We start from the raw sequence: 14129 nt of genomic DNA on the forward strand, positions 1-14129 counted from the left end.
AGAGATGACATGACCGTTAGTTCACCCACCGCGGATTTATCGGAAGACGAGTTGTCTGCTCTAGTTGGGTGGCTGCGCATCAAGGCCTCCGAGAAACTTCAGAGACTGCCAAACGACGCCACGCTGCAAACAACTGTGCTACTGAACGAGACATTTATTAAATTGTTGCGGGGCCGGACTTTTGAGAGGAACGCCACGCGAGCTTATCGCTATACAGCCGCGGCGCGAGCTCTGCGTGAAGTTTTTGCCACGGCCGTTCGCAGCCGCAACACGGCAAAGCGTGGGGTCGGGCTGCACCGCGTGAATCTACTCGGTGACCTTGCCGACCCGAAGCGACAGGCTGATTTTTCCGATCTCCACGAAGCGGTGGAAAGTTTATCATCCAAAGAGCCACGTGCGGCTACGGTTGTCGATTTAAAATTCTACGCCGGCCTGACGATCCAAGAGATTGCCAAGTTGCTGGAGGTGAGCGAATCCACCGTGGAAGCTGATTGGCGACTGGCCAGGAAATTTATTTTGCGTTTCTTGACGTCGGCTTAAGTGAATAATATCGATGGACCGCGATGATTCGTTGAATAACCCCGCAGACATCGGGGATGAATCGGTTGTTATTCCCGCCGGATTTCTGGCAGGCAATGCGGCCGACTATCTAGACGATTCGTCAGCCGCTGACGGAGAAGTCACCGGATTAGATCAGCTTACCGAGGTGGGCAAATATCGTTTGATCCGCGAATTGGGCAGTGGTGGATTCGGTCGCGTTTACTTGGGTGAGACAACTGACTCCACCCCCACGCGACACCGTAAGGTGGCGGTCAAACTATTGCAGACCAGCGGCTCGGCAGCAGACCTCAAACGGTTTCAAAACGAACTGAGTGCGTTGCGGTCTGTATCGCATCCCGGCATTGTCTCCCTATTAGACAGCGGGGCGTTGAGCCCACACCTCGCTTATCTGGCAATGGAGTTTATCGAAGGAGTTTCGATTGATAAGTATTGCGATGAATCCGTTCGCGACTGTCAACGAATCGTGGAACTGATGATCCAAGCTTGTCACGCGATCGAACACGCCCATTCCCGCGGCGTGTTGCACTGCGATCTGAAACCGTCGAACATCTTGGTGAATCAAACTGGTGAGGTGGTGATCACCGACTTTGGGCTGGTCCGTTTTTTTGAAGAGTCCGAGGAGGAATTTGCAACAGTCTCCTTTCAACTGCGAGGTACTCCCGCGTACATGGCTCCTGAGCAGTTAACGCCACGTGTGGCAGGTGACGCGACGCGTGTCAGCATGGGGGCGGACGTATTTGGCTTGGGAGCAACGCTCTACAAATTATTATCGGGGCGGCCGCCACGCGCCGCGCGATCGGCCCTATCGGTGATCGCGTTGACTGTCGCGGGTGATCCCATTCCCCAACTCGATCAAACCATGCTGCGGCGACCATGTCCTGCGTCGCTGTTGCATGTTGTCAACCACTCGCTCAATGAGAATCCGGCGAATCGCTACGCGCACGTTTGTCAACTTCGAGAGGACTTAGAAAACGTGTTGGCGTTGCGGCCAATCAGGGCGCGGCGGCAAAGCCAGTTGAATCGGCTGGCCCTTTGGATGCGGCGTGATCCCGTCTTGGCATCAACCTCCGCCGTGGCGATGGTGGCGGTGCTGGTGTGCGCCTTGCTATTCACCGCTTGGTGGCGCGTCGAGGCTGACAAACGCGTTCAATTGCGAGATGGTTTGCGGGCGGCGATGGCGACGGTGGAAAGTTTTCAGAAAAAGGTCCACTCCCTGCGCCCCGGCGAACAATTAACGGCGGAAGCCCGGGTCGCCTTACTGGAGTCGACTCGCGATCAATTCGGGCGATTCGCGAACCTATATCCCGAGGATTTAGCGTTAAGTTATAAGCATGCTCAGTCAAGTTATATCCTTGGCGAGTACCTAGACATAATCGGCGAAGACGGGCGTGCCATCGAGGAGATCAACAAAGCCGTTGATGGATATGAAAAGCTACTCACCGCGGGTTACGAAGTTGAGATGCTAAAGTTTGATCTATTCCAAGCCTTTCATAAGCAGAGTTACATCGAATTCGGAATCGGCCGCACCGCGCAGGGGGCCAGATCGCTCGCCAAAGCTTCAAACCGTATAGAGAACCTGTTTTCAGAAAATCCGGCGGAGCTCAATTACGCCGATTGTTACGCCGCACAATTGCACGCCACAGCGAAGTTAATGGTCGATCAACTTGACTCGCGGGAGTTGAAGCAGCTGCTTGAGGAAACGCTGCGGGTGGCGGAACAGCTTCGTGATCACCCCGACTCGCATCCTGGGCATTGGAGGCACCGCATGAGCGCCCGCTTTGAACTAGCAAAACTGGCCGCCCGCGAAGGTGATTCCGCACAAGTGCTTGCACAATTAACACTAGCCACGGAACACGCCGAGGAAGTCCTGCAAAAGGCCCCCGAAGTTGCGGATTTTCGGCTCGACCTATTGCAGGCTAGCTCTGAACTTGCATCCAAGGCAGTTGAATACGAGCAGTTTCAGATTGGCCTCAGTGCATTGCAATCCTCGGAAACGCATTTGCAATGGCTGTTGGAACATCGACCTGATCTGCACATCCTTCAAGCAATCGTGGCTAACAGGAAGCATTCTCGCAACCTGGCAAACAACGAACAGGCGATCAACACTAACCTCCAGCACCGTCGTTGATCAATTTCCAGAGCGTGGCCTATCAGGGGAAAAACTGCTCGGAAAAAATGCGATTAAGATAAGGATTCCGCCAACAGGGATCCCGCTGAGTAAAAGTGTAGCAAATCAGAATTGATCTGACACACTCGGAATTGCATGTGCCGCGCAAGCTACACTAGTCCTTTCTGGGTGATCGGTCCGAGCGGCCCGTCTCGTAACAAACCTCCGTACCGTCCGTTTAATCTGCGTTCCGTAAAATGCCAATTAAAGCCAGGAATGCTCTGACAATAACAAATATGTGTCAATGTTTCGGAATTGCAAATTTCGCATTATGCGCAAGTTCAATTTCTTCAAAACAGATTTCGATAGCAGACGTACTTGTTGGCTTTCTTTGCTTTACGATGACGCCTCTCTTGATAAGCGGCATGTTCTCAAACCATAATTATTCTGCGAAAGCACTTCCAGTATTAATAGTTGCAGTTCCTCTTGGGGTGACTCCAGCATCACTCACGATCACAAACGTTATGTCGGGCACACCGGGAATTCTTTTCCCCAATGGCTTGCATTCCGGCTTGACCAATGATCCGCACTTTTTACTAAGCTCCCTGTTTTCCTTGCTTGCCATTCAGGTTGCGTCAGTTACCATTCTTGCGAGTAACGCAAAGCAAGGTGGCCTTCACTATGCTGTTTTTTTTTCCAGTTTCTCTTTGACCGATTATTTGTTTTTTTGTTTATTGAATCAGGCATACCTTTATTTTCTGTGGTATCAGTACTAACGCTCAGTTGTTCACAATTTGCGATCTCTTATCTTCCGGCACTGAATCGGAATAAGCAGGCATAGGGATCCACAAATCGTATCCTTCGTTTGGGTATACATTGGTTGAAATGCGTTTGGGGTCTTTTCAAATTCCCAGTTGCTAAGGCGCGTTGCTGGAGTGAAACTCAGTGACATCTTTCCGCTCCTTCCCATCGGCCAGCGCGACTTGCACTTGGGATCAATCCAGCAGACGAAAAAACAGAGAGAGGGCACTCGACATCACGAGCTTTTGAGTTCCTTTGGGCCGTTTTCCATTGCACCATGCAAGCTTCCTCCCAACGCGTGATTTCGGCAAATTCTTCGCTCGCCAGTCGCTGAGCGATATATTGCTCGTCAATCCGCTTCCCTTCGCAAGCCTGGAATGAGATTCTCTTGATGTTCATGTGCGGTCACATCATGGGACAGAATCAAACTCTCGCCAACGAAGTAATTGGAGTGCTCCTCAACTACTAGGTTGTATGTCTGCTCCTCTCCCGGCACGGAGACTTGAAGAACTTCTGCAGGTTCAATGGCACCGTGCAACACATCTCCCCTGGAAAGCTCTCTAGCCTTTGTCCACCCGCGACCTGATACCCAGAACAGATGTTCCGGCGTGCAAACAACTGACTCATTATTTATCGTAACTACGACGATCTCTCTCGGCCCCTTCCCTGCGATACGATTTCTGAAAACCTAAAATAGGTCCATCTACGCCGGCTTGAATCGGAATAACACCAGCGGGACTAAATGGCGTTAACACTATATCCATGACAGCCGCACCGTACTCAACGACCGGCCGGTCTCGCAACGCTTCCGCAGAAGCTTTTCTGATGCCTTTCATTGGGTGAAAGATGCCGAAGCGAGCCAACGCGAGGCTGGCTTCATGACCTTCTCGCCCGGCGAGCCATGCTACGATCGGCCCACTGAATTCTTCCGGCTCATCGCCAAACACCACCTCCATAGCGGGAATTGCTAAATCACTATCGATCTCACTGAGACTGTCGAGCGCCGCCTTTGTCCCTCGCGGAGAAGATGACTTCAGTCCTGAAGCAATCATCATCAGCCTTGGACCAAAACTCCGGACGGAAGCACGAAACATGTTCTGACGCTCTTTTGCCATTATCAATTGTCCCCGACTCATCCAAGCAGGCCCAACTCGTACGTAGCCGAGAACCCTCCTTGCAAGTATGTGATCTGGCTCTTGATTTAAGATTTGAGCGAAGTGCACTCTGGCTTGGTCCCTCAGTCCATTCTCGGTGCAAAACACTGCCAGAGCCCTTTGCCGCCAGAGCTTTCACAAGCGACTCCCGCCTGGCGTCAAAGTCCCCATCGATTTCGGCAGCAAAAGCTTTCTTTAATAGTTCCGCCGAAGTGTTGGTGGATGTCAGATGGGTAACCTTTGACTCCTGGTCCCCCTCAAAGCCACCTGCCAGCCCGGGAACACCTGCGTTGATGCACGACAGAGAAAAACATGCACTCACAAGAAAAAAGAGCACATTGCGTCTCCAATATTACGACCGCCGCGAGCCTCTATTCGAATTCGGAGCGATCACGAAACCATTGGTTGCGATTTTCACAGGACTTCCCCCAAAAAATTTGCAATGTAATTCTCCACCTTACTGATAGCGAATTGTCAACCTGAATGGTGTCCCCTGGGATATTTTATCGGGCCACTCTCAGATTCGTAGCGAGCAGCCAAGGGCCCTAATTGCTTCTCACAACGATTACGACTTATCCGAGAACCTCAAAGTGGCCGCAGCTAGCGCCATCGGCTCAGCGGCCTCGGATAGGTTCTTAGTGCACAGCGGGCTTTAACGAAGAAAACGCATTGGTAATCACTTGCACACCTGGGATGAAACGCTCTATTCGGCCTGGCATGCTGGCATGCTGGCATGCGGAGGAAGGATGCCAAGGTAAAAGGTACCAATTGTCGCTGGTTGGTATCGTGGACGCATCAATGCGATTAAGATTAGCGATCGACAAAACGTCGGCGGCAAAGTCGTCGATAGGTCACCTCGCCTCCACCACTCCTCCCCGTCAATTCGCCGAGTCAAACACGATGTTGCCAAATCGACGGAGCCTTGCGATCGCTCTAGTTATTTGCGGCCTGATTCCCGCGAGCTCGCTCACCGCACAGGATACCCGACCAGGAGGCTCAATTTTTGATGGCAAGACCCTCGATGGCTGGGAGGGAGACTCCGCTTATTGGCGCGTGGAAGATGGTGCCATCGTCGGTGAGATCCCAGCGGGCCAGAGACTCAATAAAAATACTTGGTTGGTTTGGCGAGCGGGAAAGCTGACCGATTTCGATTTGCACTTGCAATTTCGCTTGTCCGGCCAACCGGGTGCCAACTCGGGGATACAGTTTCGTAGTCAGGTTCGTGATATCGAACACGTCTCTGGCTATCAAGCAGACCTCGATATGGGAGCCACTTGGCTTGGCCGTATTTATGATGAGCATGGACGGGCCTTGTTGGTCGAACGAGGCAGTCGAGTATTCATCGCCGCTGACGGTAAACGCGGGGTGAAGCAATTTGCCCCGGCGGAAGAATATGCGGTCCTGTTTCGCCCCGGCGAGTGGAATGAATACAGGATCGTCGCGAGTGGTGATCAAGTTGCCGTGACAATTAACGGCACGTTGTTTTGCGAACTGCGTGATCAACAAGAAGATGCCCAAGATCTGAGCGGCGAGTTGGCTTTTCAACTGCACAGCGGGCCACCCACTAAAATTGAATTTCGTGATATTCGCCTGACGGATTTAACGGGGCAGCCCAACCCGCTAAAAAGCTTTAAACTTCCCACCGAGACATCCACCGAGTCCCCCACCTCAGTCGGCGTGCTTCCGACGGACGATTCCGGTAAAGAGTTGAACCTTGGCTTTGAGACAGGCACCTTGGCAGATTGGACCGCCACGGGTGATGCGTTTGCTGGTCAGCCGGTCGAACGGGACGGCATCAACAGTCGTTGGCCTAAACAAACCAGCGGCAAGGTAGGCAGGTTTTTCATCGGCGGTTTTGAGCGAGTCCGCGATGCCGGCACGGGCAGTTTGACCTCACGTCCCTTCCCAGTCACGCAGCCTTATGCCAGCTTCCTCATCGGCGGCGGACAACCTGCTTCGACGCGCGTCGAGATCATCACACCGGCCACTGACAGTGAACCGGCTAAAGTTCTATTCCAAGCATCGGGTGCGAACCGAGAGCAAATGCAGAGAGTGATGGTCGATCTACAGACCCATCAAGGTCAAACGATCGCCGTTCGACTGATCGATCAAAGCCAAGGGGGTTGGGGGCATCTGAATTTTGATGACTTTCGCTTCCACGCCGAGCGACCGCAGTTTGCCGAAGCAGTGAGCTCGAATGCTCGCTCGACTCACACCCCGCTATTGCAACATTTGGTCGTCAACCCCCGCCGGGATGACATCTCAACAGAAAACGCAGAGTTCACACAGAAGGCAGAGCCCACTCATTCACGCCGAGCGGGTACAGAGACCACGAGCCAAATGTACGTACCGGCCGGTTTCTCCGTCGACGTCATCGCGGCTGAACCCGACTTGCATCAACCGATGGCGTTTACGTTCGATGCCAAAGGCCGTCTGTGGGTTGTCGAAGGGCACTCCTATCCACAAAAACGCCCGGCAGGACAGGGTCTCGACAAAATCCTCATCTTCAGCGACCAAGATGGTGATGGCCATTTCGAGAAACGCCAAGTTTTCTGCGAGGGACTGAACCTGGTCAGTGGATTGGAGGTCGGGTTTGGTGGTGTTTGGGTTGGAGCGGCCCCGGAACTGCTTTTTATCCCAGATCGGAATGGTGACGACATACCCGATTCAGCACCCCAAAAATTGTTGGACGGCTTTGGATTTGCCGACACCCATGAGACGTTGAACAGCCTGATGTGGGGGCCCGACGGCTGGCTCTACGGCAACCAAGGGGTGTTCAATGTGTCGCATGTTGGCAAGCCAGGGTGCGATCCCAGCGAGCGACTCACGCTGCAGGCCGGCGTCTGGCGTTATCATCCTGAGCGACACCAATTTGAAGTCTTTGCGCACGGCGGCAGTAATCAATGGGGCTTGGACTACGACCAGCATGGTCAAATTTTTATGACGCACTGCCGCAGCCGTTGGGGTGGCGGTTCAACGACCCACGTGATGCAAGGCGGGCACTATTGGAACCAGGTCAACAGTGGCTATGCCGATTTCATCTCCGCCGCGGCGCTGCCTGGTATGCCCCATCTCGCCAACTACTTACTGGCTTCCAGTCGTTACGGTCATGGTGAAGGAGGGGCTGGAAGGGTCGGCTCGCGGCAAGTTTATGGAGGGCATTCCCATGTGGGCACGATGATCTACCTCGGTGATAACTGGCCCGCGAAACATTATAACCGCCTTTTCACTCATAACTTGCATGGTCACCAAATGAACCAACAAGAAAACCGCCGTGAGCTCGGCGGATACCATACGGTTCATGCTGGCGAGGATATGCTCTTCTGCGGTGACCCTCAATATATCGGAATCGACCTGAAGGTCGGGCCAGACGGGGCTGTTTATTTTAGTGATTGGTATGACCCCAGGCACTGTCACAATCCAAATGTGGAACATTGGGATCGCGGCAACGGCCGGATCTATCGCATGCAATACGATGCGAACTTCACTCCGGTTAAAGTGGATTATCAACAAGCCGACGATGAAACGCTAGCGATCGCCCAATCGCATGGCAACGCTTGGCATGCTCGCACCGCCCGCCGCGTGCTGAGCGAGCGGTCAGCGATGCGACCAATTGCCGATACCGCGATCGAGCATTTGACTCAACTGAGCAAACAGGGCAACCCCACGGAGCGGTTGCGAGCAATCTGGGGTCTGCATGCCTGCCAAGCCTTCACGCAGCAACTCTTTAAGCAATGCCTCGATGATCCCAGCGAGTACGTGCGTGGCTGGGGCGTGCAGCTGGCCGTGGAATCGTTGGCCGAAAGTGAACTGGCTGGGCCGCTGACTCAATTGATCACAGAAGAAAATTCACTGCTCGTAAAACGCTATTTGGCTTCCGCTATTACTCGCTTGCCAGAGGAACTGAGCTGGTTGATTATCGAGCGTTTGAGTTCGCAATTAGAAAATGCTGAGGATCGCAATTTGGTGCTGTTACTGTGGTATGGCATGGCGGAATTGATGCCTGTGAATATCGAACGCTGCCTGACGCTGGCCGAACAGACACCGATTGAAGTCTTGCATGATTATATTCTGTGGTACGCAGCCAAACTATCTGACGTGGGCCGCGCCGCGGTAGTCGCCAAACTGACGCGAGCCGAGAAAAAGGAAGGGTTGCGGTTGATGGAACTGTTTAGCTTTTCCCTACGCTCGCTGCGCGGCCTCAAGCCACCGGTTGGCTGGGATACCGTAGCGGCAGACTTCTATGATGCCGATGATCCACGGCTATGCGGTGCGGCTGAAACACTCGGTGCCGCTTTCGGCGATCAATTGCTCTTTGCACGCAAACGCGAAACCTTGATTACCGAGGGTGCTGCGGAGCAAGAATTGCGACAAGCGTTGAAGTTGCTGGCAGCGGACCGCTCGCCGGAGAATTTACCGGCGCTGTTGAGCTTGCTGAATCGTGGGATATTGTTGGAACAGGTCATCCCACTGACCGCTCGGTATAACTCGGCGGAGGTTGCGATGTTGCTGATTGATCAGTTGCCGCGTTGGGAAGAAGAGTCTCTACAATCAGCAGCGATGAATGTGTTAACCAGCCGACCAGCATGGGCGACACAACTCATGGAGGCGATTGAGCGGGGGAGCGTGTCCGAGGAGGTGGTTACCGCTTACTACGTGAGGCAGATGGCAAATCTCAATGACGTGGAGCTGAACAGCTTGTTGAGTCAAAAATGGGGGCGTCTGGGGCAAAGTTCGGCCGATATGGAGCATCAAATCAAAAAAATGTCGGCCACGTATCAACAAGCTCCCCTCTGGGCTTATGATGCTGGCGAAGGAAGGCGACATTTTCAACGGTTGTGTGCCGCTTGCCATCCACTGGCAGGCAATGGCGGGAACATCGCCCCCAAGCTCGACGGCAGCGGTTCAAAAGGGATCGACTACCTCGTCGAGAATATCCTTGATCCGAATGCAGTCATTGGACGCGATTTCCAGTCACGCGTGATCGTCACGCTCGACGGACGCGTGATTACGGGGCTGGTGGAGACCGATTCCGATTCGGCGCTGGTGATTCGCACGCAGAATGACACCGTGACGGTCGCCAAAGAGGAAATTGAATCGGTCGCCGTTTCCGACCAATCATTCATGCCCACCGGGCTGTTTGATTCGCTGAATGAGCGCGAGCGGATTGAATTACTGAAATATTTAATGTCCAAGTAGGCGAGACGGTAATGAACGAATCAGTTGACCGCTATCCCAACCAACGATTGGGATTGATCTTATTTTTCATTTATCTAGCCCTCTACTTGGGCTTTATGCTGTTGTGTGCCTGGGCTCCCGGAGTCATGGAATGGCGTCCGATCGCTGGTTTAAACCTAGCACTGCTGTATGGTTTCGGCTTAATTATCTTTGCCTTGATTCTGGCTTTAATCTACGGTTTTTTCTCGCGTCCCGATCATCCGCCCACGGACTCAACGCCCACGCCCACGGCCAGCGATGAAAGAACCACCAGCGATGAAGGAACGCCGCAATGATCTATGAAGTTTCATACATAGCCGTGGGGATTTTCTTCACGTTTGTGCTGGCGACGGTGGGGTTAAGTTTCTATTTGGGCAGGCGGGCCAAATCGTCCGCTGGGTTCTTTGCCGCTCATGGACAGATACCGTGGGCCGTCAATGGCGTGGCCTTTGCCGGAGACTACCTCTCTGCCGCTTCTTTCCTGGGTATCTGTGGGATGATCGCATCCTATGGTTATGACGGATTTCTTTATTCGATTGGTTATCTGGCTGGCTGGATCGTTGCCCTATTCGTGATCGCCGAGCCGATGAAGCGGTTGGGGAAATTTACTTTTGCTGACGCCTTGGACGCAAAATTCGATTCTCGCGGCATCAAGTTGGCTGCCGGTATCAGCACTTTGGTGGTCAGCGTCTTCTATTTGATTCCGCAGATGGTTGGAGCGGGCGTGTTAATCCAACCGCTGCTAGGTCTCCCACATTGGGCGGGGGTGTTAATTGTCGGCGCAACGGTGATTGTGATCGTGATTACCGCCGGCATGGTCTCAACGACTTGGGTCCAGTTCCTTAAAGGTTCGTTGCTGGTCGTCTTCAGCCTGGTGCTAACCGTCATGGTTTTGCAACGTGGTTTCAGCGTTGAAGAGGGAGGGAACGACGGATATCAATTTCAAAAACTGGGGCCGTTCAGCGGGGAAGATTTTTCCCAAGGATCATTAGCCGGCAAAACGGTTTTGCCCGAGGACGACGGTTGGGAAGAACAGGGCTTCATTCGCTTGGCCGATCCGGCGGGCGGTTTTACAGCATTCAGCATGACCAGCGATGATGAGGGGATTTTTCTGCATGAGGCGCAAGTCATCACGACTCGTGACGAGGGCAAATTCGTCAATGGCGTACCCTTCGGCGATGGAGAAGGCCAAAGAGTCCCGCATCCGGTCGGGCATGTTTCGGAATTACCCGCCGGTCAAACGGAAACCGGGCCGCTCGGACCGCTGGAGTTTTTTCGCGTGCTGCATGACAGCCAAGTGGTTTTGTGGCGAGATAAGGTGATTGAGCATGCTGAGGGGAACTCGATCATTTACTTTCAAAAGCCCACCTCTGGCAGCCAAGTGCTAAGGCCAGGCGAGCATCCGAAATTCGCCGGGATACGTGGCGATGCCAGCAACGATTCTTGGGCTCTGGTGCGTGACCGGATTAACTTCTTGTCGCTGATGTTCGCGCTGTTTTGCGGCACCGCTTCGTTGCCCCATATTTTGATTCGGTATTACACCGTGAAAGATGGCGCGGCCGCTCGCAAGAGTACGATCGTGGGTATTGCCAGCATCGGATTCTTCTACGTGTTAACGCTGTACTTAGGTTTGGGAGCGATGACCAGCGGTGCGTTGGATATGAGCAACAATAACATGGCCGCGCCCTTGTTGGCTCGTAGCATGAGCCAGATTCTATTTGCAATCATCTCGGCAATTGCCTTCACGACCGTGCTGGGAACAGTCAGCGGGTTGATCTTGGCGTCCAGCGGCGCGGTCGCTCATGACTTGCTGTGCGGCTATGCCGGCTGGAATTTGTCAGACGCGCAGCGCGTTCACGTTGCCAAGATTGCCGCCGTCGTCGTGGGCGCGATTGCAATTGTGCTGGGGATTCTCTTTGAGAAGATGAATGTCAGTTATTTGGTCGGCTGGGCCTTCAGCGTGGCGGCAAGTGCGAACCTGCCAGCCCTGGTAATGCTGTTGTTCTGGAAGCAGACAACCCGGCAAGGTGTCATCTCCAGCGTGATTGTGGGGATGGTCAGTTCGCTGGGCTGGATTTTACTGAGCAGTGATACGTTCAAGCAGGTTTACGGGATGGATCCCGCTTTGGCGCCAGCTCCCTTTACGCAACCGGGGATCGTGACAATCCCCTTGGCGTTTTTGACGTTGGTGGTAGTGTCAAAATTGACGGCCACCAAGTCGCAAAACTAGTTGGGTGTGATTTTTAAGTAATCAATGCCCACCATGTGAGCAGGTTTGGCTTGAGGGTTGGCGCCAGCGATTTGGATCGTCAATTTACTTGGTTTGTCGGTCGCGGCAAGATTGGTGAATTTCAACACACCCGTGGTGGTCACCTTGGGCTCATAGAGATCGAGCGGGTTGTCGAGCGATTTACCGTCGAGTGCTAATTGCACAATCGCGTAGTCGCGGGCGCATGTCATCACGATCTCAAGGTTGAAAGCTTGCGATTGAGCGGGTAATTCGATCGTCATTATATCTCCCGGTTGTCCGCCGTTCCAAAACAATTGACTATCACCGCTCCAACGTCCATCCCGAAAATTGGCCATTGCCTGCGGTCCCACGCTGCCGCTCGATATGGCTACCTGTAAGCTCTCTCCCTCGATCACGCCGGCGACGCTCGATGCCCCGTCGGTGAACTCGGGCTGCGGTCCTCTTGTGGCTACCGCATTCTCGATCGATGGTAGCTGCGGGCCCGTATAGAGTTTCGGTTGAGCGGCCAACCATTGGTCTTCGGTGACTGGCGATCGTCGCTGCAGTAAAACGTGCACCCCCTTCATGCCACCGACGACAAAATCGAGCTGATCGTCACCATTGATGTCGATGGTGGTTAACTGGCGACCAATCCCGGCCTCACCATCCGCTCGATAGGGCACCCAGTCGACACCCTCTTCGCCGCGTGTCAGACGAAACCAATAGACGACCGCCCCGGCATCCCACATGGGACTTTGTTGATGATGTGAATAGTAGGTTTTTCCGGTGACAATGTCCCGCAGTCCATCCCCGTCAATATCGGCGAGCCCGACTGAGTGCAGCTCAGAAAACAAAATGCCATACTTGTTCTCGCTGGGGTGCGAGCCCATGATCTGCTGGTACTCAAACTGCGACTTTCCATCCTCGATCGTCTGGCGGTACCAGCCGAGTCCGAAATCATGGGCGGCATCGCTGGTGATGATGTCATTCAAACCATCCCCGTCGACATCATAAGCGAACATATCCGCACCGCCGTAGCTGGTGCTGAACGCGTGAGCGTGTGATACCCAGCGGCGTGAGGTGGCCATTTCGACTGGCTGCTCAAACCAGCCCCCGGCGTGGATGATATCTAACAGCCCATCTCCGTTGACATCTCCGACCCCCAAACCATGCCCAAAGCGTGACGCGGCGATCTTGTCGGAAATAGGATGAAAGCTCCAAGTCCGCCAAGGGTCATCCCAATCAATCGTGGCAAAACCGAAGAAGCCATCACGAGTGCAGATCAATTCCGGACGCTCGTCATCATAAATGTTGGTGAATTGTGGTGATTCGTTAGAAACCCAATCGAAAACTTCGTGCTTTACCCAGTGGTTTGCCAGTTGCCTGGGGCCAGGATTTGCGTAGACATAAGCGGGTGTGCCGGGAAAGCCGACCACAAACACATCCTTGTTTCCGTCCCCGTTAAAGTCGTAGACCCAAGAAAAAAAGTTATCGGCGTAGCGATCACGATTCTGCGGAACGGGAGGATAAATTTCCTGCTTGGCGGTAAAGTCGGGACCGGCGTACCAGTACGGCCCCGAGACAACATCCACAATGCCGTCGCCGTCGATATCTCCGGCATGCGCTCCCTCTGAGAAATACCCATCGTTCAAAGCCAACGCCTCGAAGTTGTGAATCATAAACTCGCCCGCTTTCTCGCCATCGAGCGGCGTCGATGCGACGACTTCGGCAACTGGCGGGCCGGACCCGCCTGCGTCTTGGGCGTCAAGCTTCCCAGCCGGAGCCGGCAACCACAAAGCGACACCAACGAAAGCGTAACGCGCGGCGCGGCGAGTTGTGTAAATCATCTGCGAGAGATTCCTGAGAGGAGGGAGACGTGGGCGGGAAGCAACATGAAAGTGTAAGGTCGCTTGGCAACCAAACTTGAGCCTTGTTACTCGTTGAGTATAGCTGCGGTGTTATCTCGTCGCACCCGGCGGCGATTTCCCGACCGGCCTTCACACTCGCCGAGCTTGGTTCATGTATCATGGGGGTGAAGCGGATGAACCAAGCGAACTGC

Annotated in this window: 9 protein-coding genes; 6 read left to right on the forward strand and 3 right to left on the reverse strand. The window is 53.7% G+C overall.

Annotated elements, in window-relative coordinates; all coding sequences use genetic code 11:
• Positions 1 to 9: 9 nt before the first annotated feature.
• The 3 genes from SH139x_RS23175 to SH139x_RS23185 all read left to right on the forward strand — a co-directional run bounded on the left by SH139x_RS23175 (position 10) and on the right by SH139x_RS23185 (position 3444).
• Complete coding sequence (locus SH139x_RS23175; protein ID WP_488352137.1) at positions 10 to 540, forward strand: ECF-type sigma factor; 531 nt, start codon at positions 10 to 12, stop codon at positions 538 to 540.
• Positions 541 to 553: 13 nt separating this feature from the next.
• On the forward strand, positions 554 to 2689 hold the full coding sequence (locus SH139x_RS23180; RefSeq protein WP_488352138.1) for a serine/threonine-protein kinase: 2136 nt from the start codon (positions 554 to 556) through the stop codon (positions 2687 to 2689).
• Positions 2690 to 2925: 236 nt separating this feature from the next.
• Entirely contained in the window at positions 2926 to 3444 is a 519-nt protein-coding gene (locus SH139x_RS23185) for a hypothetical protein (protein ID WP_488352139.1), read from the forward strand.
• Between the two features lie 374 nt (positions 3445 to 3818).
• On the opposite strand, the gene SH139x_RS23190 is transcribed toward SH139x_RS23185, so the two are convergent.
• Positions 3819 to 4007 (reverse strand): hypothetical protein, encoded by a 189-nt coding sequence (locus SH139x_RS23190; RefSeq protein WP_488352140.1) that lies wholly within the window; start codon positions 4005 to 4007, stop codon positions 3819 to 3821.
• 88 nt (positions 4008 to 4095) lie between these two features.
• Positions 4096 to 4584, reverse strand: coding sequence for a hypothetical protein (locus SH139x_RS23195; protein WP_488352141.1), 489 nt, complete (start codon positions 4582 to 4584; stop codon positions 4096 to 4098).
• 732 nt (positions 4585 to 5316) lie between these two features.
• Here SH139x_RS23195 and SH139x_RS23200 point away from each other — a divergent pair.
• Genes SH139x_RS23200 through SH139x_RS23210 form a run of 3 tightly spaced genes read left to right on the forward strand, consistent with a single transcriptional unit; the run spans position 5317 to position 12070 of the window.
• Positions 5317 to 9822, forward strand: a complete 4506-nt coding sequence (locus tag SH139x_RS23200) for a PVC-type heme-binding CxxCH protein (protein ID WP_488352142.1) — start codon at positions 5317 to 5319, stop codon at positions 9820 to 9822.
• Positions 9823 to 9833: 11 nt separating this feature from the next.
• Positions 9834 to 10136, forward strand: coding sequence for a DUF485 domain-containing protein (locus SH139x_RS23205; protein ID WP_488352143.1), 303 nt, complete (start codon positions 9834 to 9836; stop codon positions 10134 to 10136).
• Positions 10133 to 12070, forward strand: coding sequence for a sodium/solute symporter (locus SH139x_RS23210; RefSeq protein WP_488352144.1), 1938 nt, complete (start codon positions 10133 to 10135; stop codon positions 12068 to 12070). The genes SH139x_RS23205 and SH139x_RS23210 overlap by 4 nt, the downstream gene beginning before the upstream one ends.
• On the opposite strand, the gene SH139x_RS23215 is transcribed toward SH139x_RS23210, so the two are convergent.
• A complete protein-coding gene (locus tag SH139x_RS23215; RefSeq protein WP_488352145.1) occupies positions 12067 to 13917 on the reverse strand; it encodes an FG-GAP repeat domain-containing protein in 1851 nt (616 codons plus the stop codon). The genes SH139x_RS23210 and SH139x_RS23215 overlap by 4 nt on opposite strands.
• Between the last annotated feature and the right edge of the window lie 212 nt (positions 13918 to 14129).

Origin of the sequence: Kothea flammea (genome assembly GCF_052161645.1) — a bacterium.
In the GTDB taxonomy this organism is placed as follows: domain Bacteria; phylum Planctomycetota; class Planctomycetia; order Pirellulales; family Pirellulaceae; genus Laterigemmans.